Annotated in this window: 21 protein-coding genes and 1 pseudogene; 19 read left to right on the top strand and 3 right to left on the bottom strand. The window is 43.8% G+C overall.

What is annotated here, in order from left to right; genetic code table 11:
* Positions 1–55: 55 nt before the first annotated feature.
* Genes Hs20B_RS03745 through leuS form a run of 3 tightly spaced genes read left to right on the top strand, consistent with a single transcriptional unit; the run spans position 56 to position 4,393 of the window.
* On the top strand, positions 56–1,036 hold the full coding sequence (locus Hs20B_RS03745) for a ribose-phosphate diphosphokinase (protein WP_172355740.1): 981 nt from the start codon (positions 56–58) through the stop codon (positions 1,034–1,036).
* 34 nt (positions 1,037–1,070) lie between these two features.
* On the top strand, positions 1,071–1,841 hold the full coding sequence (locus Hs20B_RS03740; protein WP_172355738.1) for a helix-turn-helix domain-containing protein: 771 nt from the start codon (positions 1,071–1,073) through the stop codon (positions 1,839–1,841).
* 56 nt (positions 1,842–1,897) lie between these two features.
* Positions 1,898–4,393, top strand: a complete 2,496-nt coding sequence (leuS, locus tag Hs20B_RS03735) for a leucine--tRNA ligase (protein WP_172355736.1) — start codon at positions 1,898–1,900, stop codon at positions 4,391–4,393.
* A 59-nt stretch (positions 4,394–4,452) separates the two neighbouring features.
* On the opposite strand, the gene Hs20B_RS03730 is transcribed toward leuS, so the two are convergent.
* Positions 4,453–4,800, bottom strand: a complete 348-nt coding sequence (locus Hs20B_RS03730; protein WP_172355734.1) for an iron-sulfur cluster biosynthesis family protein — start codon at positions 4,798–4,800, stop codon at positions 4,453–4,455.
* Between the two features lie 112 nt (positions 4,801–4,912).
* Between Hs20B_RS03730 and Hs20B_RS03725 the strand changes: the two genes are divergently transcribed.
* The 3 genes from Hs20B_RS03725 to Hs20B_RS03715 all read left to right on the top strand — a co-directional run bounded on the left by Hs20B_RS03725 (position 4,913) and on the right by Hs20B_RS03715 (position 8,357).
* Positions 4,913–5,227: a hypothetical protein gene (locus Hs20B_RS03725; RefSeq protein WP_172355732.1), complete on the top strand. Its 315-nt coding sequence runs from the start codon at positions 4,913–4,915 to the stop codon at positions 5,225–5,227.
* Positions 5,228–5,289: 62 nt separating this feature from the next.
* On the top strand, positions 5,290–7,089 hold the full coding sequence (gene recQ / locus Hs20B_RS03720; RefSeq protein WP_172355731.1) for a DNA helicase RecQ: 1,800 nt from the start codon (positions 5,290–5,292) through the stop codon (positions 7,087–7,089).
* A gap of 374 nt (positions 7,090–7,463) precedes the next feature.
* Complete coding sequence (locus Hs20B_RS03715; RefSeq protein ID WP_172355729.1) at positions 7,464–8,357, top strand: Fic family protein; 894 nt, start codon at positions 7,464–7,466, stop codon at positions 8,355–8,357.
* 117 nt (positions 8,358–8,474) lie between these two features.
* Here Hs20B_RS03715 and Hs20B_RS03710 read toward each other — a convergent pair whose 3' ends face one another.
* Both Hs20B_RS03710 and Hs20B_RS03705 read right to left on the bottom strand, forming a co-directional pair.
* Positions 8,475–9,476, bottom strand: a complete 1,002-nt coding sequence (locus tag Hs20B_RS03710; RefSeq protein ID WP_172355727.1) for a VOC family protein — start codon at positions 9,474–9,476, stop codon at positions 8,475–8,477.
* 71 nt (positions 9,477–9,547) lie between these two features.
* Positions 9,548–10,339, bottom strand: coding sequence for a CPBP family intramembrane glutamic endopeptidase (locus Hs20B_RS03705; RefSeq protein WP_172355725.1), 792 nt, complete (start codon positions 10,337–10,339; stop codon positions 9,548–9,550).
* Between the two features lie 237 nt (positions 10,340–10,576).
* Between Hs20B_RS03705 and Hs20B_RS03700 the strand changes: the two genes are divergently transcribed.
* The 13 genes and pseudogenes from Hs20B_RS03700 (at position 10,577) to Hs20B_RS03640 (ending at position 24,432) form a co-directional block, all read left to right on the top strand.
* A complete protein-coding gene (locus tag Hs20B_RS03700) occupies positions 10,577–12,571 on the top strand; it encodes an NAD(P)/FAD-dependent oxidoreductase (protein ID WP_172355723.1) in 1,995 nt (664 codons plus the stop codon).
* Between the two features lie 49 nt (positions 12,572–12,620).
* Positions 12,621–13,277 carry a thiamine diphosphokinase gene (locus Hs20B_RS03695; RefSeq protein WP_172355721.1) on the top strand — a complete coding sequence of 219 codons (657 nt, stop codon included), beginning with the start codon at positions 12,621–12,623 and terminating at the stop codon, positions 13,275–13,277.
* Positions 13,278–13,353: 76 nt separating this feature from the next.
* On the top strand, positions 13,354–13,833 hold the full coding sequence (locus Hs20B_RS03690; protein ID WP_172355719.1) for a CopY/TcrY family copper transport repressor: 480 nt from the start codon (positions 13,354–13,356) through the stop codon (positions 13,831–13,833).
* Entirely contained in the window at positions 13,833–14,039 is a 207-nt protein-coding gene (locus Hs20B_RS03685; RefSeq protein ID WP_172355717.1) for a heavy-metal-associated domain-containing protein, read from the top strand. Before Hs20B_RS03690 ends, Hs20B_RS03685 begins: the two co-directional genes overlap by 1 nt.
* 57 nt (positions 14,040–14,096) lie before the next feature.
* Positions 14,097–16,241 carry a heavy metal translocating P-type ATPase gene (locus tag Hs20B_RS03680; RefSeq protein WP_172355716.1) on the top strand — a complete coding sequence of 715 codons (2,145 nt, stop codon included), beginning with the start codon at positions 14,097–14,099 and terminating at the stop codon, positions 16,239–16,241.
* 71 nt (positions 16,242–16,312) lie between these two features.
* Positions 16,313–17,557 carry an FtsW/RodA/SpoVE family cell cycle protein gene (locus Hs20B_RS03675; RefSeq protein ID WP_172355714.1) on the top strand — a complete coding sequence of 415 codons (1,245 nt, stop codon included), beginning with the start codon at positions 16,313–16,315 and terminating at the stop codon, positions 17,555–17,557.
* A 106-nt stretch (positions 17,558–17,663) separates the two neighbouring features.
* Positions 17,664–17,966: a PTS sugar transporter subunit IIB gene (locus Hs20B_RS03670; protein WP_040525803.1), complete on the top strand. Its 303-nt coding sequence runs from the start codon at positions 17,664–17,666 to the stop codon at positions 17,964–17,966.
* A gap of 52 nt (positions 17,967–18,018) precedes the next feature.
* Positions 18,019–18,264: pseudogene (locus Hs20B_RS03665) on the top strand (P-loop NTPase family protein); the annotation flags it as partial.
* Between the two features lie 61 nt (positions 18,265–18,325).
* Positions 18,326–19,231, top strand: coding sequence for a DMT family transporter (locus tag Hs20B_RS03660; protein ID WP_172355710.1), 906 nt, complete (start codon positions 18,326–18,328; stop codon positions 19,229–19,231).
* Entirely contained in the window at positions 19,228–19,845 is a 618-nt protein-coding gene (locus Hs20B_RS03655; RefSeq protein ID WP_172355708.1) for an HAD-IA family hydrolase, read from the top strand. Before Hs20B_RS03660 ends, Hs20B_RS03655 begins: the two co-directional genes overlap by 4 nt.
* A gap of 188 nt (positions 19,846–20,033) precedes the next feature.
* Positions 20,034–21,980: a DNA topoisomerase (ATP-hydrolyzing) subunit B gene (gene gyrB / locus Hs20B_RS03650; protein WP_371863840.1), complete on the top strand. Its 1,947-nt coding sequence runs from the start codon at positions 20,034–20,036 to the stop codon at positions 21,978–21,980.
* Between the two features lie 251 nt (positions 21,981–22,231).
* Complete coding sequence (locus tag Hs20B_RS03645) at positions 22,232–23,716, top strand: MDR family MFS transporter (protein WP_172355822.1); 1,485 nt, start codon at positions 22,232–22,234, stop codon at positions 23,714–23,716.
* A gap of 2 nt (positions 23,717–23,718) precedes the next feature.
* Complete coding sequence (locus tag Hs20B_RS03640) at positions 23,719–24,432, top strand: DUF4811 domain-containing protein (RefSeq protein ID WP_228407463.1); 714 nt, start codon at positions 23,719–23,721, stop codon at positions 24,430–24,432.
* The last annotated feature ends 35 nt before the right edge of the window (positions 24,433–24,467 follow it).

Raw genomic sequence — 24,467 nt, 5'->3', positions numbered from 1 at the left:
TTACAAAAGCCGCTAAAAATAGTAAAATGGAAATAAGAAAATCTCGGAGGATGACATGTCGTACGCAAACTTGAAGTTATTTGCACTCAGCTCAAACCAAGAATTAGCCCAAAAAGTGGCTAAAAACATGGGCGTTGACCTTGGAAAATCTAGCGTTGAAACGTTCAGCGACGGTGAAATTCAGATCAATATCAAAGAATCAGTCCGTGGCAGCCACGTTTTTATCTTGCAATCGACATCAAGCCCTGTCAATGAAAATCTCATGGAGCTTTTGATCATGGTTGATGCGCTAAAACGGGCGTCAGCTGAGACGATAAATGTTGTCATGCCTTACTATGGCTATGCACGCCAAGACCGTAAGGCACGTCCGCGCGAACCCATCACATCAAAATTGGTCGCAAATATGATTCAGATGGCAGGAGTCAATCGCTTGTTAACAGTTGACCTTCATGCTGCGCAAATCCAAGGTTTCTTCGACATTCCTGTTGACCACTTGATGGGTGCGCCGCTGATTGCTGATTATTTTGACCGGATGGGCTTGACTGGGGAAAATGGGGATGTCGTTGTCGTTTCGCCTGACCACGGTGGCGTGCAACGTGCCCGTAAGTTAGCTGACTTCCTCAAAGCGCCGATTGCGATTATTGATAAACGTCGGCCACGTGCCAATGTTGCTGAAATAATGAACATCATCGGTGATGTTTCAGGTAAAAAATGTGTCTTGATTGATGATATGATTGACACGGCAGGAACGATTACACTTGCAGCAAATGCGCTGAAAGAACTTGGTGCAACAGCAGTGTATGCCTCATGTACGCATGGTGTCTTATCAGGTCCAGCGCTTGAACGTATCGAAAATTCAGCGATTACAAAATTAGTCGTGACAGATACAATCGAGCTGCCTGACGCCATTCGTGAATCAAGCAAAATCACTGAAATTTCGATTTCAGCTTTGATTGCGGATGCCATTGTGCGTATCCACGAAAAACGTCCGCTGTCGCCATTGTTCAAGATGCGCGTCAAATCAGAAGATATTTAATTGAGAACGCCAGCTGGCGTTTTTTGGTAAGATCATGAACATCCAAGAACTAATGAAACTCTATCCTGTCAAATCAGGGCAAGGCCAAGCAACTGCAGAAAATAGTCAAACGTTTTTTGACTTTGAAAATGACGGGCAGCACTATTATATTGAAAAAAGTGATCTGACGACGCGTGAGCAATTGCTTTTTGAGCGTGTTTTATTTGCTGATGTGAGTCTGACGGATTTTGAGCATCTGACGGCGGGGACTTATCGCCTGATTCAGTTACGCTCAGCGAATTTTGATGACTTGTCAGAAAATCTATCGCTCATCTTGCCCGAACTTCGTGAGATTAAAAAAATCTCGCAGGATAGTGGTTATGCCATTGAACGCCTGTCTCAGGATCATCTAAGTGAGTTTGAACTTAAAAATGCCTTAGAGACTCTGACGCAGGATTTGGGCATCAAGGCCTCTTACTATATCGGATTTTTTGCAGATAAGACCGAATTATCCGCACTATTTCAGCTCGAAAAGGCGAATTTTGATCAAGACCTGACATTTTCAGAAAGCCTGATAAAATCAGGACTAAGTCAGGAAAGTAATCCACCGTTTGATAAAATCAAGCAAGCCCTTCTGACGGATTTTGAGGCGCAGGAGCTGATTTTAGCGCTATATCAACACGATGGCAATCAGCTTAAAACGGCTAAAGCGATGTTCATTCATCGCAATACCTTGACGCAAAAAATCAAGAAATTTGAAAAAGCATATGGACTAAGCTTGTCAGGTAGCGATCTGGTTTTGCTTTATGCGCTTGCTAAGCATTGAAAAAAAGCGCAAAATAGCGTAAAATAATAAAGAAAAGACGATAAATTGGAGTAATTATGACATTTAATCACAAAGCCATCGAACAAAAATGGCAAACTTTTTGGGCTGAAAATCAGACCTTCAAAACAGGAACAGATAGCTCAAAGCCGAAGTTTTACGCCCTTGATATGTTTCCATATCCGAGTGGTGCTGGATTGCACGTGGGACATCCAGAAGGTTATACAGCGACAGATATTCTCAGCCGCATGCGCCGTGCTCAAGGCTACAATGTCTTGCACCCAATGGGCTGGGATGCATTTGGCCTACCTGCTGAGCAATACGCCATGGATACGGGCAATGATCCAGCTGAGTTTACAGCAAAAAATATCGCGACTTTCAAGCGTCAGATCAATGCGCTTGGCTTTTCTTACGACTGGGATCGTGAAATCAATACAACCGACCCTGACTACTACAAATGGACGCAGTGGATTTTCACCAAACTTTATGAAAAAGGCCTCGCCTATGAAGCAGAAGTTGCAGTCAACTGGGTGGAAGAGCTTGGCACTGCCATCTCAAACGAAGAAGTTCTGCCTGATGGGACGTCAGAGCGTGGCGGCTATCCTGTCGTCAGAAAACCGATGCGCCAATGGATGCTGAAAATCACAGCCTATGCTGAGCGTCTGCTCAATGATTTGGAAGACGTTGACTGGCCTGAGTCTGTCAAAGACATGCAGCGCAACTGGATTGGTAAGTCTGTCGGTGCCAATGTTGATTTCAAAATCAAAGATACGACTGAAACATTTACAGTCTTTACGACACGTCCGGACACACTTTTTGGTGCGACCTACGCCGTCCTTGCGCCCGAACATGCGCTTGTAAACAAGATTGCATCAGAAGGACAGGCGGAGTTTGTCAAAGAATATCAGCACCAAGCGAGCCTCAAGTCAGACCTCGCTAGGACCGATCTTGCCAAAGATAAAACAGGCGTCTTTACAGGTGCCTATGCGATAAATCCGGTCAATGGTCGTGAAATTCCGATTTGGATTTCTGACTATGTCCTTGCAAGTTATGGTACAGGGGCTATCATGGCGGTGCCAGCACACGATCAACGTGACTGGGACTTTGCGACAACATTTGACTTGCCAATCATTCCTGTTATCGATGGTGGCGATGTGACGCAAGCTGCCTTTACAGAAGATGGCCTTCATATCAATTCTGACTTTTTAGATGGTCTTGATAAACAAACAGCGATTACCAAAATGGTTGAATGGCTTGAAACGCAACATGTTGGTCAGGAAAAAGTGACCTATCGTCTGCGTGACTGGCTCTTTAGTCGTCAGCGTTACTGGGGTGAACCAATTCCGATTATTCACTGGGAAGATGGGACATCTACGGCAATTCCAGAACAGGATCTGCCACTCATCTTGCCTAAAACACGTGATATAAAGCCGTCAGGCACGGGTGAGTCACCACTTGCCAATCTGACAGACTGGCTCAGTGTGACACGTGAAGATGGAGTGAAAGGGCGTCGTGAAACCAATACCATGCCACAATGGGCAGGTTCAAGCTGGTATTTCTTGCGCTACATTGACCCGAAAAATCCGGAGCAGTTAGCTGATCCGGAGCTTCTAAAAGAATGGTTGCCAGTCGATATTTATATCGGTGGTGCTGAGCATGCTGTTTTGCACCTGCTTTATGCGCGTTTCTGGCATAAATTCCTTTATGATATTGGCATTGTGCCGACTAAGGAGCCCTTCCAAAAGCTTTATAATCAAGGTATGATCTTAGGAACGAGCTATCGTGATGGTCGCGGGGCGCTCGTTGCGTCTGATAAGGTTGAGGCACGTGACGGCGGTTTTTATCATACAGAAACAGGTGAAGCGCTTGAAGAAGGCCCAGCGAAGATGTCTAAGTCGTTGAAAAATGTCATCAATCCTGATGACGTGGTCGATCAGTACGGTGCGGATACCCTGCGTCTCTATGAGATGTTCATGGGGCCACTTGATGCTAGTATCGCCTGGTCGACTGAAGGCCTTGAAGGCGCGCATAAGTTCCTTGAACGTGTTTATCGCTTGATCACTGAAAAAACGATTACAGCTGAAAATGACGGCAAGCTTGACCGTGTTTATAACGAAACTGTCAAGTTTGTCACAGAGCATCTGGACTCGCTCAAGTTTAACACCGCGATTTCACAGCTCATGATTTTTGTCAATGCGGCGAACAAGCAAACAAGTTTACCGCTTGACTATGCTCGTGGATTTGTCCAATTGCTGGCACCATTTGCACCGCATCTGGGCGAAGAACTCTGGGAGATTTTGACGGGTGATGCTGGGATTTCTTATGTGGCATGGCCAAGTTTTGACGCTAGCAAACTCGTTGATGATGAAGTCGAGATTGTCCTGCAAGTCCTAGGCAAAAACAAGGCGAAAATCATGGTGCCAACAGGTCTTTCAAAAGCTGACTTAGAGAAAATTGCTCTGGAAAATCAAGTCATCAAAGATCTGATTGCAGGCAAAACCGTTAGAAAAGTCATCGCAGTACCTGATAAATTAGTTAATATTGTTGCAAACTAAACGGCAAATAAAATACAAAAAACGTATCAGAACACTTTCTGATACGTTTTTCTGTCAAGTTAGACCTGACGATAATCAAGGATTTGAACGTTGCTATCAATGACCTCGCCTGATTCTTTTAGCTGCACACGTCTGACGCTGTCCTCGCTCAGGGTCATGTCTTTTGTCAGAAACATCTGACCATATTTTTTGAAATGCAAGGGCGCAAAGTTTGAATCGATCACGGTGTCAAACGATTCTGGCACTGTGCCTTTGTTAATGGCAATCAGCCGGTAGTTTGTACCGATTGAGCAGCCTTCGACAGGTCGGCCATTTTCGCCGATGGTATTATCAAAATCAAGCACCAGATCAGCATCAGAAAAGTCAGCCACCTTGGCAAGTATCTTGTCATCAAATGTTATTTTCATGTGTCTACCTCCTATCTTTATTATAACCCTCTATATCATTTTAATAAAGCCAAAAGAATTGTTAAAATAGTATTAGAAAGTAATCATAGCAGAAAAAGGAAAGAGGACTAAAATGACAAATTCGATTGATTATCAAGTGATGAAACTGGTGGCTGATGCCTACATGAATAACACGACAACATGTGTGCTGTGTGGTGCAGATTTGCTAGGGGTGACGATAAAAAAGGATAATTCAGACTTGATTTACCTGTTTGTTAATAATCATCAGACTGCAACAGTCAAAGTAAAAGGGACACGCAGCCATATCATCAGCATTGATCAGCAATGTTTAGACAATATCAAATATATTATACCGTTTGCAAAAAGCCTAGGCTTGCCCGAGTCGACAACCCTGCGCTGCTTTGAAAAAGTGCCAGAGGTGATTTGAGATGATCAGATAAAAAGCAAAATGCTTGCACAGGTGCGGGCATTTTTTGCTATAATAAAAACATGACAACAGCACAGGAAATCTTAAAAACAGTTTATGGCTATGATGCGTTTAGAAGTGGGCAGGAAGCTATTATTGGTAGCGTTATGGCGGGGAATCGCACACTTGGCATCATGCCGACAGGTGGCGGTAAATCGCTGACCTATCAAATTCCTGCGCTCTTGCAAGATGGTCTGACGATGGTTGTGTCGCCTTTGATTTCTCTGATGAAAAACCAGGTTGATGAACTTGTCGCAGCAGGCGTTTCTGCGACCATGATCAATAGTGCGCTTGAGTTTGATGAGATGCAGGAGCGGATTTATGACATTCGAAAGGGCGTTTATAAACTCTTTTTTGTTGCACCAGAAAGGCTTGAAGATAGCTATTTTTATGAGTTAATTCAGACGCTTGATCTTCGTTTGGTCGTGATTGATGAGGTGCATGTCTTGTCCCAATGGGGGCACGATTTTAGACCGTCATATCTGAGTGCGGTCGGATTGATTGATAATCTGACCAATCGTCCAAACGTCATGGCGCTGACGGCCACGGCGACTGAAAAAGTACAGTCGGATTTGGAGCGGATTTTGGCCATTGACAAGACCGTCAAAACAGGCTTTGCCCGTGCCAATCTCGCAATAAAAATCGAAAAAGGCTTGTCAGATGCTGACAAAAAGAAATATATCATCAACTACGTCAAGGCGCATCCGGCAGATGTCGGGATTATCTATGCTGGCACGAGAAAAAAAGTTGATGAACTCGCAGAAACGTTGAATGCGGCGGGTATTTCAGCGGGACGCTATCATGCGGGGATGACTGATGTGGCGCGTGAAGCGGCGCAAAATGGTTTTCTCTATGATGAGTTTCAGGTCATTGTTGCGACGAACGCTTTTGGTATGGGCATCAATAAGACGAACGTGCGCTATGTACTGCATCTGAGCATGCCTGGCTCGATTGAGGCTTATTATCAGGAGATTGGGCGTGCTGGGCGTGACGGCTTGCCTAGTGAGACCGTGCTTTTATACTCGGCGCGTGATATTGCTTTGCAGCGATTTTTCATCGATAATTCTGATAATCAAGACAGCGATTATCGGCACAATGAACTCAAAAAATTACAGGAAATGACGGCATTCGCAGCTACCCAGATGTGTTTGCAGCGCTATATCATCCAGTATTTTGGGGAAGATATGGCTGATTGCGGTGTCTGTACCAATTGTACGGATGAGCGGGAGTTGCTGGATGTGACAGTGGACGCACAAAAAGTCTTGTCAAATGTCGTCAGAATGGCGCAACTGCGTGAGGGCACCTATTCGCGCACGCAAGTCGTCAATGTTCTACGTGGCAAATTGCCTGAAAAAATGCTCTGGACAGGATTTGATGCGCTATCGACCTATGGACTGATGGCGAGCTGGACTATCAAAAAACTGAGCTCATTTGTCGATTATCTGGTGGCTGACGGCTATCTGGACGTTGCAGGCGAGTACAATGGTCTCAGCGTCTCAAACAGGGGAGTCGCCGTCTTAAAAGGCGAAGAAACGGTCACCATGCGTGAGATTCACGTTGTCGAGCAGGCTGAAAAATCACGCGCCAGCAAAAAAACAGTCGGTGGCGACTTGTTTGAGCTTTTGCGCAGCGAACGCACGAAATTTGCCAAAGCACTTGCTATTCCGCCGTTTATGGTCTTTTCTGACCAAGTCCTTATGAATCTAGCCGACGCCCAACCGCAAAGTTTGTCAGACATGCTAAATGTCTCGGGCATCGGGCAGAAAAAAGCTGACCAGTTTGGCCAGGCATTTTTGGACGTGATTGCGAGCTATCGGGGGTAGAAATTACGGAATAAAGGTTCAGTAGTTTTGATTGTGTTGGCAAAGAAAAGCCTTAAATCTCATAATCTCAGTAACTAAAAAAACGTGGCATAATAAATCGTGTGGGAAAAATTCCAACACGATTTATTTGCATAAAAAAGATGGTTTAGATGGCATTGTTTCTTGGTAGAAAATTAATACTTGAAGATGGATTTGAAATTTAGATTTTTTTTACTGACGCTTAGGAACAGCACCATTTTTTTGGATCTCAACAATTTGTGTAAGCTTTATTTAAAAAGTTCGCTATTATTCCGTTAATTCTGTCTGTGTTATTCCGATAAGTTGATACTATTCCGATAAAAGGTTATAATTAGGGAAAAAAAGCAGGTGTCACTATGTACATTACAGTCAAACAAGCTGCCGAAAAGTGGGGGATTTCCGATAGACGAGTTAGGCTTCTGTGCGCTGAAGGAAAAATAGTAGGTGCAATTCAACAAGGACGTGCTTGGAAGATTCCCTATGATGCTGTAAAACCTTCTGATGGCAGGTTCAAGTCAGAAGAAAATCTATTGAAAAAAATTGATGAGAAAAAAAGAGAACTTGATTCAAGACGTCCGCTAACGTCTGGGGAATTAGAGAGATTAACAGAAGAGTTCACGGTAGAGTATACTTATAATTCTAATGCGATTGAAGGGAACACCTTGACGCTTCGTGAAACAGATATGGTTTTGCGTGGTCTTACAATTGATAAGAAACCGTTGAAAGACCATATAGAGGCGATTGGGCACAAAGAAGCTTTTGACTTTGTTGGCAGCCTAGCGAAGGAAAACAAACCGCTTTCTGAAAGCGTCATCAAACAGATTCATTACCTTGTCTTGGCTGATAAGAAAGAAGATAGGGGAATCTATCGAAAAGTTCCTGTCCGCATCATGGGAGCAGCGCATGAACCTGTTCAGCCATATATGATTGCACCAAGTATGGAGCAGTTATTGGAAAAATATCGTGAAAGCGATGAACCTATTATTCCACGATTGGCACGATTTCATATTGAATTCGAGGGTATTCATCTATTCATTGATGGAAATGGCAGAACAGGTCGATTGCTAGTCAACTTAGAGTTGATGAAAGCAGGTTTTCCGCCAATTGACATCAAGTTCACTGATAGGGTCAATTATTATACAGCTTTTGATGACTATCATGTTAAACACAAGTTAGCTACTATGGAGAAATTGTTTGCAGGATATGTAGATGAAAGACTGGATTCATATTTGACAATGCTATCTGACTAATATATCATCATAACTAAGGAAAAAAGTCTCTATAATAAATCGTGTGGGAAAAATTCCCATGCGATTTGACAAAGAGTTAAAAACCGTTAGACTTCTTGCTAGTCTGACGGTTTTTTGTTAATCATTTCTCGTGTTACCTTTTTGATCGTGGATGGGTTTGACAGCAGCATTGCCGGGACGACCTGTACCTGTGTAGGGTTTGTAGTCGTCAAAGTAAATGCCTTGTTCAGCATACCATTTTTGGAGTTCATCACGATTGCCATCAAAACGTGGCGGCATGGCAAAAGTAGTGCCTAGATTTTCAACAGACTCGTCCAGTGTAAATCCTGGGTTTGTCGTTGCAATCTCAACACGGTTGCCACCTGGCTCGATCAGATAGACTGAGTTAAAATAGCCGCGATCGACATAGACTTCGCGTGTCCAGCCGTGTTCACCCGCGCGCTCCCAGATATAGTCAAGCTCAGATGAACTTGTCACACCCAGGGCAAAATGGTCGGTAGAACCACGGCCAAACTTAGATTCTGGTGCATCAGGAGCAGTTTGATAGAGATAAATCGCCTCAGGACCATCAAGATTGATGACATTACCTTTGACAGTCACGCCAAACTTCCCAAAAATATCTGCAAAGAAATTTGCAGTGGCATCAACATCTGGTACGTGAAGCTCGGTGCCAATGACACCTGTGACTTGATTTTCAGCAGGTACATCACTGAGGAAGTTGACATGCCAGTCAAACGCTGCTTTGTCAACTTCCTTGAGTTCGATTGGGATGGCATCAAAATCTTGCGTGTGTAAGATATTTCTGGCGTCAACCGAAACAGCTAAGCCAAAGCTTTCAAAACGTGCTTGCCAATAGCCAATTGTGCCAAATGGGACACCAAAATGCAGACCAGAGAAGTACATGCGACCATCTAGGCGATCACGGTCGAGTTTTTTATCAGGAAAGAAAGTGACAACAGTCCCAGGCGTTCCGACAAAATCACCGTAGTAGACGTGGCGCATATGTGGATTGGCTTGATTGATTGAGTTTTTGATAAAGCGCAGGCCCAAAATATCAACATAGAAATGGGCATTTTGCTTGAAATCGCCAGTCAATAATGAAACGTGATGTGTTTGCATAGAATCATCTCCAATATTTTTTTCTTATCATGATTATAAAACATTGACCAGAAAAAATATAGTAATATGACTTACTTGTGCAAGGTTGCGATCAAACCGATGCTAAACAAAATCATATCGTAGGCGTAGTGCGTCAGAAAACTTGCCCAGATGCTCTTGGTTCTGATGTAGACGGCACTCAGGAAAAATCTGACAACGCCGATGACTAAAATGCTTTGTGCGACATTATAGCCGTAAGTTGGCAAATGATACAGACCAAAGACAAGACTAGAGCCAATAAGCGCAAGAAGTATCGTCGTCTCACGGTTCAGTTTTTTGATAGCAAGGCTATAAATCAGGAAAAAGACGATCAGCGTCAGCAACTCTTCGCCGAGAAGACCGCCGATAGAATTAAGCGCCACCGTGATAAATTTGCTCAAGGCGCCTGTTTTATCCTCGACAACATGGGCGTTTGTCGTCATTGGACCAAAAAGTTTGGCAAGGTCGCCTGCAACGCTTGACCCAAAAAACGCTGCAAAAAACATGCCAATCATAAACTTGATCTGAGAGCTATGAAAAGGTTTGAAAAGGCCTTTAATTGCACGGCCTGCAAAGGCACAGAGCGCTAAAAATGGTACAATAAAAAGTGAGCTATTCATGAGGAAGTTGAAAATCTCAACGCCAAGGGGCAGTTTTTCAAGCACATGAATTAAACCAGTAGGGAAAGTCACAAAGGTGGCAAATAAAAACCAAGCCAGAGATATGAGCCAGATAGTGCCCCATTTGACACTGTTTAGACCAAGTGGCAATGTTTTTGTCTTATCATCGCCAAACGGTAGGTCAATCAAGCGTTTTTTATCTTCAAAAATAGCAGGTTTTGTCATAAATTTTCTCCTATACTTAGCTTAAAATAAGCTTAAATGATAAATTTATTATGCGATCTTTTTTAGAAAAATGCAAGGAAAATGATTAGAATAAGATAAGGTAGTTCTCATAAAAATAAGGGTTTACTTTTTCTTGTGAAAGCGCTATAATTATTATTGTGAGATTACTATCAAACATCTCAAGAAAAAGACGGATTATCAAGTTATTACTTACATATTACATACATAGGAGACAAGATGTCTAAGAAAAAAATCGTTGTCATTGGTGCTGGTTTTGCAGGTATCAAGGCGGCAAAAACACTCTCAAAAAAGCTGAAAAATGACGCTGAGATTACACTCATTGACAAACACAGCTACCACACGATGATGACGCAGCTCCACGAAGTTGCAGCAGGTCGTGTGCCATTTACAAATGCGCAGTATGATTTGCAAAAGCTTTTTGCGCACAGAAAAAATGTGCAAATCCTGACGGATGAAGTGATTGGTTTGGATAAAGAAACCAAAACGATTGCGACAAAAGCAAGCGGCGTGCTTGATTATGACTACGTGATTGTAGCGATTGGTGGCGAGCCAAACGATTTTGGTGTGCCCGGCGTCAAGCAAAATGCCTTCACGCTTTGGTCAATGGAAGATGCGCTTAAAATCAAGCGTCATCTGGAAGCCGTTGTCGAAGCTGCATCACTCGAACATGACGATGAAAAACGCAAAGCCTTGCTTAACTTTGTCGTTGCAGGCTCAGGCTTTACCGGTATCGAAATGGTTGGTGAGCTGATTGATTGGCGTGCTGTTGTGGCGCGTGATTACAAGCTTGATGAGTCTGATATTACGCTCAATGTTGTTGAGATGATGCCTACAATCCTAAACACACTTGATCGCCCTGACGCAGATAAAGTCGTTAAGTACCTGACTAAGAAAAATGTTAATCTTCTGCTCAATCAAGCGATTACAGAAGTTGCTGCTGACCATATCAAGATCAAAGATGGCGCTGACATCCAAACGCATACCCTCATCTGGACAACAGGTGTGCAAGGTAATACGCAAGCCGTTGCCTATGAATTACCTGAAACTGAGCGTGGTCACAGACTGGTCGCAAACGACTACATGGAAGCGCAAGGCTTTGAAGGTAAGGGCATCTACGTAGCTGGCGATGTATCTGGCTTTATCGAAGAAGCAACAGGTCGTCCAACACCGCAAATTGTCGAAGCAGCTGAACAAACAGCGCACACAGCCGCTGAAAATATCGTTGCAGACATCAAAGGTGGCGACAAGCACAAGTTTGTCGGCAAATACCAAGGCACAATGGTGTCAGTTGGCTCAAAATGGGGCGTTGCCTCACTTATGGGTAAATACCATCTGTCAGGTTTCTTTGCAATGGTCGTGAAACACCTGATTTATGTGCTTTATACCTTGCAAATCGGCAGTCTCTGGTATTTCTTTACCTACCTGAAAAATGAATTTTTCCATACACCAAACGACCGCAATCTCTTTCGTGGTCACACGTCACGCCTTGGTAATGTGCTATGGTCTGTGCCATTGCGTGTTTTCTATGGCCTTGTCTGGCTGGTCGAAGCATCAAGTAAATGGGTCGGTGATGGCAAACTTTTGAAACCGTCAACTTGGTTTGGTAAAGGATCTTGGTTCACAAACGACTTGCATTTTCCATTTGACTGGTTAAAAGAACCTGTCAAAGCAGCTACAGACGCTGCAGCAGGAGCCTCAACAGCGGCATCTGATACAGCAAGTAAAGTAGCAGATGCAACAGCTTCAGCATCAGGTGCCACAGACGCTGCAACAACAGCAGCCACATCTGGCACAGCTGACGCCGCAAAATCAACTGCAGAATTTGGTCTGTCATACTCATATGGTCACGAACCAATGGCAGTTCTTGACAAGCTACCACACTGGTTAGAACCCATCTTTAAGGTCATGATTCCAAACAAAGAAGTGGCCTTGTTCATGCAAAAATTCATGTCAGTTCTTGAAGTTGCCTTGGCGCTTGCTTTGATTGTTGGTGCCTTCACATGGCTTGCTGCGGCGTCAACAGCGGCTCTGACTGTCATGTTCTCACTTTCAGGGATGTTTTACTGGGTAAATATCTGGTTTATCTTTGCAGCGATTGCGCTCATGAATGGCTCAGGTCGTGCATTTGGCTTAGATAAGTGGATTCAACCTTGGATTCAAAAGCATTTCTTTGGCTGGTGGTATGGCAAATCAAAATCATTATACAAATAAGCAATAAAGGAATCAGTCAGAAATGGCTGATTTTTGCTATAATAGGACTATGAGAATTATCATTTTAGCAGGCGGTCCTGCAAGTGGATTTGACAGGCAGATAAAAGCATTGCCGAACTTTTCTGATAGCTATTTTGTAGGGGTAGATCGGGGTGCTTTTCGCCTGATGACAGCAGGATTTCCGGTTGATCTGGCAATAGGTGATTTTGATAGTTTGACGGCTGATGAGCTTGGACTTGTCAAGGACTATGCCGGCAAATGGTATCAGGCACCTGCTGAAAAAGATGATACGGACTTGGAGCTTGCTGTTTTGACTGCGACTGAGCAGGTATCGGAAATTAGAGAAATTATCATCTTTGGTGGTCTCGGTGGGCGTTTTGATCACGAGATTCAGATTTTTTATCTGCCTTTGCAGGCACGTTTTGCGAGTCTGGCGCAAAAAATTGTTCTGATGAATGAGACCAATCACATCAGTTTTCGGGGCGAAGGGACGCATGTTCTGACGAAAATTCCTGAGATGACTTATCTGGCATTTGCGAGTCTGACGGCCGTTTCAGGCTTTTTCATCTCAGATGCCAAATACCCCCTTTCAAAAACTGATTTTCCCAAAAATTTTTCCTTGTCATCAAATGAATTCCTAGATAACAAGCCTGTCACCATTGGCCTTGAAAAAGGGATCGTAGCGGTTATCCAGTCGCGAGACTAGGTGTTTGACAAAAGTAGTTTACAGGTGTAAACTATAGACATGGAAAAAACGGAGACTGGGAAAAGAGGTAAGTAAAATGAAAGTGACTATATCGGACTCAGAGATGGTCGTCATGCGCGCCATCTGGACGCTAAATACGGCAAGTGTCGATGAGATTTCCTGTAAAATAGCGGACTCGCACGGTTGGTCTGTGGCGACAATCAAGACCATGCTTGGTCGTTTGGTCAAAAAAGATGTACTTGAGACGACAAAATCTGGCCGCAAATTTATCTATTCGCCGACTTTGTCAGAATGTCAGGCAGTTGCGCTCATGGGACAAGACTTGCTTGATAAGATTTGTGCGCAAAAGCATGCGGATGTGATTGCGGATTTGATTGGTCAGGCGAATTTTACAGCAGAGGACTTGACTATGATTCAAACGGCGCTTGCAGCTAAAGCGCCGGTTTGTCATGTCAATTGTGACTGCCTTGAGACATCAAGTGTTTGCACGTGCGAGACGCATGAACATGCGAATAGTAACATGGCAGCTAAAACAGAAATAATGGAGATCGCCTAATGACAAAAACAGTACTGAAGATTGATGGCATGACCTGTAACCACTGCGTCATGCATGTAACCGAGGCTTTGGAGAGCGTTTCAGGCGTCAAGTCTGCCAAAGTCAACCTGAAAAAAGGGGAAGCAGTCGTTAAATCTGACAGCGAAATCTTGGACCTTGCGGCAGCAAGTGTAGCCGTAGCAGCAGCTGGCTACAAAGTCGTTTAAGAAAGATAAAATAAAGTGAGGACACGTGGTGCTCTCGCTTTTTTAGGAATAAAATATATGAAAACACAATCTTTTGTGATCACAGGCATGACCTGCGCCAACTGTGTGACACGCGTCGATAAGGCACTAAATGCATCAAAACAAGTGCTTGAAGCAAGTGTCAATTTGGCGACGGAAAAGGCCAAGGTTGTCATGACCGATGAGACAGATCTTTCGAGTATCATAGCAACCGTCGAGAAAGCGGGCTACGGTGCGATTATTGATGACAAGGCGCATCGTGAAAAAATCGCCCTGGCAAAACGTCAAGCGGAGCGACGTCTGTTTTGGTCATTTGTTTTATCTGCAATCTTGACATTGCCGATGATTTTGGGCATGCTTGCAGGCATTTTTGGCTTTCATGGCTTGATGATGTTACATGAACCAATGGTGCAGCTGATACTTGCGACACCTGTCCAGTTTATTTTTGGTGCTAGATTTTATCGAGGCGCCTACATGGCCCTGAAAAATAAATCAGCCAATATGGATGTTTTAGTCGCCCTTGGCACGTCGGTAGCTTATTTTTCAAGTCTGTTTTTAGGCTTGATTATGCAGCAAGCGCAAGCCGTGAATTTTGAGTCAGCAGCGGTTATTATCACGCTGGTTTTACTAGGTAAAAATCTGGAAAATCAAGCTAAAAAAAATACATCAGCCGCGATTGAAAGTTTGCAAAAAAAACGGGCGAAAACCGTTCATGTGCTTGAAAACAAAACATCAGAAGCATTGAAAAACATGCGTGAGCAAGATGTCGCCACAGTCACTGAAAATCAGATCATTTTTATCAAACCAGGAGAAATCGTGCCCCTGGATTTGAAAATCATCTCTGGCACGGCGAATTTTGACACGTCGTCTCTGACGGGCGAGTCTGTGCCTGTGGCAAAAACAGTCGATCAGAGCGTTATGGAAGGTGCTATCAATCTTGATGGTAACATCACGGCGCGCGTCCTTCACAGTCAGGATGAATCAGCGATTTCGCAGATGATGATGGCCATGGCTGACGCGCAGGCGACAAAGCCAGAGATTCAAAAAGTAGCAGATCGGATTTCAGCGATTTTTGTGCCCGTGGTCTTGGGCATTTCGCTTGTGACATTTGCGCTTACGCTGATTTTGACCGCTGACATCACGCAGGCGCTGAGCCACGCGACAGGCGTACTCGTGATTTCCTGCCCCTGTGCGCTGGGACTTGCGACACCAACGGCTATCATGGTGGCAACGGGTCTGGGCGCTAAAAACGGAATTCTGATCAAAGATGCCAATGCTCTTGAACACGCTAAAACTGTTGAGACAGTCATTTTTGATAAAACGGGCACACTCACAACAGGTCAGTTTCATCTGGAAAAATGGACGGGTTCTGACGCTGATTTTTCAGTTCTGACAAGCCTTGAACAAGGGTCGAACCATCCATTGGCACAAGCGCTGACGTCTGATAAGTCGGAAAATCTGACAGTCACTGACTTCAAAGAACTGGCAGGCCTTGGTGTGTGCGGACTTATCTCGGATAGAGCTTACTTTGCTGGTAATGCAAAGCTCATGGCTGAACGTGGTATTTTTGTGGCGGATGCAGATATGAGAGATGAAGCAACAAATACTAGCATTTTTCTAGCCAATGAAACTGAGCTATTAGGGATTGCAACATTTTCATCAGAAGTGAAAAAGGACGCCAAAAAAATCATCTCTGAACTACGTCAAAATGGTCTAAAAACCGTCATGTTGACAGGGGACAATGCGGCCTCTGCTGCTAAAATCAATGCCCAGTTACAGCTTGACCAAGTGATTGCAAACACGAGTCCAACGCAAAAAGCCGAATACGTCAGAGCAACGTCAAACGCCATGATGATTGGCGATGGGATCAATGATTCTGTTGCCTTATCAAGTGCACTTGTTGGCGTTGCCATGGGTGCAGGTAGCGATATTGCCATGCAGTCTGGTGACGTGGTGCTCACGTCGTCAAACTCACTTGTGAGACTCGTGAGTCTGCTCAAACTCTCGCAGCTCACGGTCAATAAAATCCATCAAAATTACTTTTGGGCATTTATCTACAATATCATAGGCATTCCACTTGCAGCATTTGGCTTTTTGAGTCCAATGTTTGCGGCACTTGCTATGAGTTTATCAAGTGTCAGCGTGATTATCAGCTCACTTTTACTGGGAACGAAAAAAATCTGACCTTGCGTCGGATTTTTTAGACTGGATTTTCTTGGCAAATACCCCTTTATTTTTCAGCTCAAAACGGTATAATGGAAATAATGAAAAAACAAAAACTTACTTTTGATAGTCGAATTGATTATGCGCTGATTTTGCCGGCATTTTTGCTAAGCATGATTGGCCTTTTGGTCTTATATATCGCAACAAGCCATGATTATCCGACGCGCCTTACCGCTGTGATGACCCAGCAAGTCACCTGGGGGATTGCAGGGATCATCGTTGCACTTGTTGTCATGCACTTTAATGCCAAGATGCTTTGGAGATTCACGCCGATTTTATATGGTTTTGGGCTCGTCCTCATGGCCTTACCGCTGAAGTTTTACGATCAGACAACGGTCAATCTGACGGGGGCAAAAAACTGGGTTTATCTCGGCGGCAGTAATTTATTTCAGCCGTCAGAATTCATGAAAATCTCTTATATCTTGCTCATGGCGCGCATCGTCGTTAGTTTTCAAAATCGGCTGAAACAGCGCAAACTCAGAGATGATTTTTTGCTGATAGGCTACATGTTTCTGGTGACGATTCCTGTCATGGCGCTCTTAGCTGCACAAAAAGACTTCGGGACGGCGCTTGTCTTTATGGCAATTTTTGCAGGTATTGTGGTCGTCTCAGGTATTTCATGGCGACTGATTTTGCCGGTGGTTGCGGTTGCAGTTGTCTTTGGCGGTGGGATCATTTTTCTGACAACATTTGACGGGGGCCGCGATTTTCTGAAGTCTGTCGGCATGGGCAACTATCAGATCTTGCGGATCGATGCTTGGCGTGATCCATTTGCAAATGCCCAAGGCTCGACCTATCAGCAGGCGCAAGGCCTGATTGCGATTGGGACCGGTGGCTTGTTTGGGCAAGGCTTCAACGTCGCAAATGTCAGTGTCCCCGTCCGTGAGTCAGATATGATTTTTACGGTTATCGGCGAAAACTTTGGCTTTGTCGGATCTGCGCTCGTGATCTTGCTTTATTTTGTCTTGATTTACCGCATGATTCGCGTGACTTTACAGGCAAACAACCAGTTTTATATCTACGTGTCGACCGGTATCACCATGATGATCCTCTTTCATGTCTTTGAAAATATAGGCGCAAACATCGGTGTCCTGCCACTTACCGGGATTCCCCTGCCTTTTATCTCACAAGGTGGTAGTTCGCTGATTGGCAATCTCATTGGCCTTGGCTTAGTCCTGTCTATGAAGTACAACCAAGAGCCTGTCTTTCCAATGGAAAAAGTCAAAAAACGTTCAACAACTGCAAAGCGTTACAGAACAAATAAGTCTGTATCATAACACAAATGCAAGCGATTACTTTTCAAAGTAGTCGTTTTGATATATAATAAACTTATCAAAAGAAAGAAAGCGTTTACAGAATGTAAACGAAAAAAGGTAAATTACCATGACAACTACAGTAAAATTATTCTGCTCAGCAGGTATGTCAACATCACTCTTCGCACAAAAAATGCAACAAGAAGCTGAAAAACGTGGCCTTGATTTCGACGTCAAAGCTTACGGGCTTGCAGAAGTTGATAGCGAAGGGCCTAAGGCTGACGTTATCATGATTGGCCCACAAGCACGTTACATGGTTGACGAAGTAACTAAAAAATTCCCTGAAACACCAGTTAAAGATATCCCAATGCAAATGTACGGCCTCATGCAAGGCGATAAAGGCCTTGACTTGGCAATCGAACTCAAAGGGTAATCAAAATCAAACAGAAAATCACTTGCAAAAGTGGTTTTCTTTTGTTAGCCAAAAAATCGAGCAGATGTCCATTGGTCAGCAGAAAAAAGTTGAACTTGCAAAATCTCTGTCAGAAACAGCTGGGTCATTCATCTGGGAAGAGCCACTGAACTATCTGGACGTCTTTAATCAAGAACAGATTGAGCGCCTACTGAACTCTTTCAAGCCCGCCATGATTATCATTGAGCGTGATCACGTTTTTCTTGATAATGTATCTGACCTAGTCATGACTTGCAGCCCATTTCAGAAAAAAGCGTGAAATGAACCTGAAAAACAAGATATAGTGAAACATCTGGCAGATATTATGATAAAATAGTAGCATGAAATCTATCAAGACAAGTGTGCTAAAAGGGACAATCTATGCGATTATGGCAGGATTTTTTTGGGCGTTTTCAGGCATCTTCGGCCAAATCTTTTTTGAAAATTTTGGTGGTAATGCCATGTGGATCACGTCTTTTAGACTCTTAGTGGCTGGGGTGATTTTGCTTGTTATCTCATTTATCCAAAGCCCGTCAGATTTTTTTGCGATTTGGCGAGAAAAGCGTAATATTCTGCCGCTGATCAGTTTTGCGATTTTTGGAGTTCTGATGGTTCAGCTGACATTTTACGCCTGCATACAGGCCGCAAATGCAGCGACAGCAACTGTACTTCAGTTCACAGCGCCAGTCTTTCTTCTGACCTATCTGGCGATTTTTCGCCATCAGAAACCGTCTGTAAAGTCTGTTATGCTAGTTTTGGTCGCGCTCGTTGGTATTTTCTTTCTGACGACGCATGGCAATATTGCCACAATGACCTTGTCACCGCTTGCGCTGATTCTAGGCCTTTTATCTGCAGTTGCAGTAGTCAGCTACTCACTTTTACCAAAACGACTGTTACAGACCTATGAGGTGATCAACGTAACAGGCTGGGGTATGCTGATAGCAGGCGTCGTCATGAATATCGTCTACCCAGTTTGGCGGCTGGACTTCACGCTCAATGTCAAAAGTCTGTCGCTTGCGCTTGGTGTTGCGGTAGTTGGCACAGCGATTGCGTTCATGTTTAACATGAGTGCGATCAAGCATATCTCGCCTGTTGTTGCAGAAGTCTGTGCCGCCATGGAGCCAATTCTCGCCGCAGTTTTCAGCGTCATCCTATTTGGCATGCGCTTTGACGCTGTGACAGGTATCGCAATGGCAGTCACACTTGTAAGCGTCATCTGGCTATCTTTGGAAGAAGGAAAATCATGATTTTTACAGATTATATATGGGATTTGGGCGGGACCTTGCTTGACAACTACGAGACGTCAGCAGCGGCTTTTCAGGAGGTTCTTGCGAGTTTTGGGGTAAGTGTGTCACATGATGCTATCTACGAAGCACTTCGAACGTCGACAGACTTTGCCATTTCAGAGTTTGCAGCTGGTCTGCCTGATTTTGCTGCGGCGTACAAAAAAACAGAGGCAAAAGCCCTCACGCACCCCGTCTTGTTCAAAGACGCTGCAAAGGTGCTTGCAACCATTTGCCAAAATGGTCAACGAAATTTTATGATCTCGCATCGCAATGATCAAGTCCTAGAAATCCTTGAGACGGCAGGCATCTCAAGCTATTTCAAGGAAGTTGTGACAGCAAGCAACGGGTTTGCTAGAAAGCCAAGTCCAGAGTCAATTAACTATCTGCTTGATAAGTACCAGATGGCAAAGCCAGTCATGATTGGTGATCGGGCGATAGACGTTGTAGCAGGCGAGAATGCTGGTATCGCAACGATTTATTTTGATGACAATGCGACACAAGACAGCCAAGAAATCATGACAGCGACATATACCGTGAGCAATCTGTCAGAGATTTTGACGCTAAAAGAAGACTAAAAATTAAAACAAACACCTGCTTTCTGATCACGGCTTGGCAGGTGTTTTTTTGTCTGAAAAATGGTATAATATAGTGGTATCTCTATTTATTTTTAAGTAGAGAAGGACCGATGAAAAAGTCAGCTCAGCTGATTTTAGGAAATAAGAAGAGGTTTATTTTGACACTAGAAAACGAAGCAAACGACGTGATAGATAAAGCGCAAGACTTAAAAGAAAGAGCAGCCGAGTATGATGCTAGTCAGATTCAAGTCCTAGAAGGGCTTGAAGCTGTTCGCATGCGACCAGGGATGTATATCGGCTCGACCTCAGCAGAAGGACTGCATCATTTGGTCTGGGAAATTGTGGATAACTCGATTGATGAGGCGCTTGCTGGATTTGCAACGCATATCGAAGTCTTTATTGAGCCAGATAATTCGATTACGGTTATCGACGATGGACGTGGTATTCCAGTTGGTATCCAGGAAAAAACAGGTCGTCCAGCAGTTGAAACAGTCTTTACTGTGCTTCACGCGGGTGGTAAATTTGGCGGAGGCGGCTATAAAGTCTCTGGTGGTTTGCACGGCGTAGGCTCATCAGTCGTCAATGCCCTGTCGACACAGTTAGATGTCAACGTTTTTACGCAAGGTAAACAATATTTCCAAGAATATCACCGTGGTATAGTTGGAGAGGACCTCAAACTTATTGGAGACACCGATAAACACGGGACAACTGTCCATTTTACACCAGATCCGACGATTTTCACGGAAACGACTGAGTTTGAGTTTGAAAAACTAGCGAAGCGCGTGCGTGAGCTTGCCTTTTTAAACCGTGGTTTGCGCATCTCAATCACAGATAAACGCCCTGACGAAGCTGAAACCCTGCATTACCACTATGAAGGTGGGATTCAGTCCTATGTTGCCTATCTCAATGAAAAGAAAACAGCCTTGTTTGAACCAGCTATTTTCACCGAAGGCGAGATGGACGGGATTGCAGTCGAAGTTGCTATGCAATATACAGGGGACTATCACTCAACGGTGTTGTCATTTGCAAATAATATCAGCACCCACGAAGGTGGAACGCATGAACAAGGGTTTAGAACAGCTCTGACGCGCGTGATTAACAACTACGCCAAGACTAACAAACTCCTCAAAGAAAATGAGGAGAATCTGACGGGTGATGACGTTCGTGAAGGTCTGACGGCAGTCATTTCTGTCAAACACCCGAATCCGCAGTTTGAAGGACAAACCAAGACAAAGTTAGGTAACTCTGAAGTTTCAGGTATCGTAAATAAACTTTTCAGCGAAGAATTAACGACATTTTTGCTTGAAAATCCGCAAGTTGCACGCAGAATCGTTGAAAAAGGAATTCTTGCAAGTAAGGCGCGCATTGCAGCCAAACGTGCCCGCGAAGTGACTCGTAAAAAATCAGGACTTGAAATCTCAAACTTACCAGGGAAATTAGCAGACTGCTCATCTAACGATCCGACACAAACTGAAATCTTCATCGTCGAAGGAGACTCAGCCGGTGGTTCTGCCAAGTCTGGTCGAAATCGTGAGTTTCAAGCGATTTTGCCGATTCGAGGTAAGATTTTAAACGTCGAAAAAGCAAGCATGGATAAAATTCTGGCCAATGAAGAAATTCGCTCGCTGTTTACTGCGATGGGGACTGGTTTTGGTGCTGATTTTGATGTGTCAAAAGCACGTTATCACAAGCTTGTCATTATGACCGATGCCGATGTTGACGGTGCGCACATCAGAACCCTGCTCTTGACGCTATTTTATCGCTACATGCGCCCAGTCGTTGAGGCAGGCTATGTTTATATTGCACAGCCACCGATTTATGGCGTGAAACTTGGCGATAATATCACCTACATCCAACCCGGTGTTAATCAGGAACAAGAGCTTCAAGAAACAGTTGCCAGTATGACGAATGGGAATCGTAAGCCAATCGTCCAGCGTTATAAAGGGCTTGGTGAAATGGATGACCATCAGCTCTGGGAAACGACCATGGATCCAGAATACAGAACCATGGCACAAGTCAGCGTTGATGACGCAGCAGAAGCTGATCAAATCTTTGACATGCTCATGGGTGATCGCGTGGAACCACGCCGTGACTTCATTGAAGCCAATGCACAATATTCAACGATTGATATTTAATGAAGAAAGCAACTCACAAGAGCTGCTTTTTTTGATATTATCACCAAAATAATGTATGAAAACGTTTTATTGTAAACTTAGTTAACAAAATCCTTGACAAAGCAAAATGAAAGTCGTAAACTAAATAATGCAATTACATCTATTGTCTCTTGAAAGACAAACGTAATGAATTAAATTAAAGGAGAAATACATTGTCAGATACTACTACAAAAGCACCGACACTTGATATTCATGGCAAACCATATAAACGTATGGCTATGCTTGTCTTGATTCTGGTTGCGACATTTGCAGGGATGCTGATGCAGACGTCACTTGGGACGGCGCTTCCATCTCTTATGAAAGACTTCGATATTAACCTGTCGACAGCACAGGAAGCAACGACATGGTTTTTGCTTGCAAACGGTATCATGGTTCCCGTTTCAGCCTATTTAACAACGAAGTTTTCTACAAAATGGCTCTATGTTGTGGCTTATGCGCTATTATTTATAGGTATGTTTACGGCGAGCGTTGCACCGACTTCAAATTGGACTGTCTTTCTAGCAGGACGGATTATCCAAGCCATCGCAGTTGGGATCACTATGCCCTTGATGCAAGTCGTCATGGTCAATATCTTCCCAGCCGAAGAACGCGGTAAAGCCATGGGGCTTGGTGGACTCGTGATTGGGCTTGCACCAGCTATCGGACCAACTTTGTCAGGTTGGATTTTGGAAAAAAATCATGTGATTTTGGGACTTACCATCTCAAACTCTTGGCGGACAATCTTTATCTTGCCACTTGTGGTCATCACAATCGCATTTGTCTTGTCACCATTTGTCTTGAAAGACGTCATTCCAAACCGTCCGATGAAACTCGATTTCTTGTCATTGGTTGAATCTATTCTAGGTTTCGGACTCTTTCTTTGGGGATTCACAAACGTTGCAACAGAAGGTTGGGGCAATGTGCCGAAAGTTATCGTACCAATCGTGGTTGGTATCCTGATTATCGTCTTGTTTGTTTTACGTCAAACTCGCATGAGCGATCCGTTTTTGGACGTTAAAGTTTTCCTTAACAAACAATTTACCGTGACAACAGCTGCGATTGCGCTATCTATGATGGCCATGATGGGTGTTGAGATGATGTTGCCACTTTATTTGCAAAATGTTCGTGGTTTATCAGCTTTGAACTCAGGGATTGCACTCTTGCCTGGGGCTTTGATGATGGGGATTGTGTCACCGCTTGCGGGAGCTGCTTACGATAAAGTCGGGGCAAAACGCCTTGCTCGTGTCGGCTTTACTATCCTAGCTATCGGGACGTTGCCGTTCATGTTTTTGAGCGAAACAACGTCTACTATCTTCATTACAACCATGTATGCGCTTCGTATGTTTGGGATTGCCATGGTCATGATGCCACTGACTGCATCAGCCATGTCAGCTCTGCCACCTCAAGAAGCCGCACAAGGGACAGCAAGTAACAATACAGCACGGCAAGTTGCCTCAGCAGTTGTCGTTGCTCTCTTGTCATCTGTCACACAAAATATCATCACAAATAACACACCGGCAAAATCGCTACAAACGTCAAATCCATTGGCTTATGCTGAAAAGATGATTCATGCTAGTTTAGATGGTTTTCACGTGTCATTCTTCCTTGGTTTCTTATTTGCTGTGATTGGTCTTTTGATTTCAGGACTGTTGCGCAAGGGTAAACATATCGAAGGAAAAGATGAAACTGCGACTGCAGATGTAAAAGGAGGTAAATAATCATGATTATTCCTATCATTGCGATTTTCGCTGTACTTGTTTTTTACTTCTTTATGTTCACAAAAGCAGACCTTGTCCGCTGGATTTTTGGTGGCATTAGTTTTATCTTGCTTGCGCTTAGCGTGGGTGGCTTGACGGCGCATTTTAGCCATCATTGGGGCATGAAAACTGTATCGAAAACAACAACGACTGAGATTTATACGGCTGGTGATACAAATGCTAGTTTTGGTATGATGATTGATGTGCCAATTGGTACAAAATCAGGAGATTATGTCCTAGTTTACCGAGATAAAGCAACGGATAAAAAGCCAAGTGCGCATTTCACACCAGATAAAAAACACATCAGTGAAAGTGTTAAAAAATCTGCTACTTATAAAACGGCAGCAGTCAAAAAAGCGACATTGACGACGACTAAAACAACACGAACATGGTCAAATGACTTTTTCAAAGTGATCTTTGGTATCGGCGATGAAGACGGTGAGCTTGTTAAGGAAAAAAATGTCGTCAAAGTGCCAGCAAAAACTTGGCTTGTTTTGACACAAAAACAAGCAGCTGAACTGCAAAAGAAAGCGCCAGAGCTACAAGCTAAAATGGCTGCTGAAGTTAAAGCAGATCCTGCAAAAGCAGCGCAACTCGCCCAACTTCAAAAAGCAGATCCAGAAAAATACACAGAACTTCAAGTGCAACAAATCAAGTCACTTTTAGCAATCAAGTAAGACTGTGACCATAAAGCGAAAACGCGCTAAATAGC

The organism is Pseudolactococcus insecticola, assembly GCF_011170065.1.
Classification (GTDB): domain Bacteria; phylum Bacillota; class Bacilli; order Lactobacillales; family Streptococcaceae; genus Pseudolactococcus; species Pseudolactococcus insecticola.
The sequence above is the reverse complement of the archived record's forward strand: the minus strand, read 5'-3'. Positions and strand labels throughout refer to the sequence as shown.

Coding starts and splice junctions, on each gene's coding strand:
- Hs20B_RS03745 (WP_172355740.1), top strand. CDS start 56: ATGTCGTACGCAAACTTGAAGTTATTTGCACTCAGCTCAAACCAAGAA.
- Hs20B_RS03740 (WP_172355738.1), top strand. CDS start 1,071: ATGAACATCCAAGAACTAATGAAACTCTATCCTGTCAAATCAGGGCAA.
- leuS (WP_172355736.1), top strand. CDS start 1,898: ATGACATTTAATCACAAAGCCATCGAACAAAAATGGCAAACTTTTTGG.
- Hs20B_RS03730 (WP_172355734.1), bottom strand. CDS start 4,800: ATGAAAATAACATTTGATGACAAGATACTTGCCAAGGTGGCTGACTTT.
- Hs20B_RS03725 (WP_172355732.1), top strand. CDS start 4,913: ATGACAAATTCGATTGATTATCAAGTGATGAAACTGGTGGCTGATGCC.
- recQ (WP_172355731.1), top strand. CDS start 5,290: ATGACAACAGCACAGGAAATCTTAAAAACAGTTTATGGCTATGATGCG.
- Hs20B_RS03715 (WP_172355729.1), top strand. CDS start 7,464: ATGTACATTACAGTCAAACAAGCTGCCGAAAAGTGGGGGATTTCCGAT.
- Hs20B_RS03710 (WP_172355727.1), bottom strand. CDS start 9,476: ATGCAAACACATCACGTTTCATTATTGACTGGCGATTTCAAGCAAAAT.
- Hs20B_RS03705 (WP_172355725.1), bottom strand. CDS start 10,339: ATGACAAAACCTGCTATTTTTGAAGATAAAAAACGCTTGATTGACCTA.
- Hs20B_RS03700 (WP_172355723.1), top strand. CDS start 10,577: ATGTCTAAGAAAAAAATCGTTGTCATTGGTGCTGGTTTTGCAGGTATC.
- Hs20B_RS03695 (WP_172355721.1), top strand. CDS start 12,621: ATGAGAATTATCATTTTAGCAGGCGGTCCTGCAAGTGGATTTGACAGG.
- Hs20B_RS03690 (WP_172355719.1), top strand. CDS start 13,354: ATGAAAGTGACTATATCGGACTCAGAGATGGTCGTCATGCGCGCCATC.
- Hs20B_RS03685 (WP_172355717.1), top strand. CDS start 13,833: ATGACAAAAACAGTACTGAAGATTGATGGCATGACCTGTAACCACTGC.
- Hs20B_RS03680 (WP_172355716.1), top strand. CDS start 14,097: ATGAAAACACAATCTTTTGTGATCACAGGCATGACCTGCGCCAACTGT.
- Hs20B_RS03675 (WP_172355714.1), top strand. CDS start 16,313: ATGGAAATAATGAAAAAACAAAAACTTACTTTTGATAGTCGAATTGAT.
- Hs20B_RS03670 (WP_040525803.1), top strand. CDS start 17,664: ATGACAACTACAGTAAAATTATTCTGCTCAGCAGGTATGTCAACATCA.
- Hs20B_RS03660 (WP_172355710.1), top strand. CDS start 18,326: ATGAAATCTATCAAGACAAGTGTGCTAAAAGGGACAATCTATGCGATT.
- Hs20B_RS03655 (WP_172355708.1), top strand. CDS start 19,228: ATGATTTTTACAGATTATATATGGGATTTGGGCGGGACCTTGCTTGAC.
- Hs20B_RS03645 (WP_172355822.1), top strand. CDS start 22,232: ATGGCTATGCTTGTCTTGATTCTGGTTGCGACATTTGCAGGGATGCTG.
- Hs20B_RS03640 (WP_228407463.1), top strand. CDS start 23,719: ATGATTATTCCTATCATTGCGATTTTCGCTGTACTTGTTTTTTACTTC.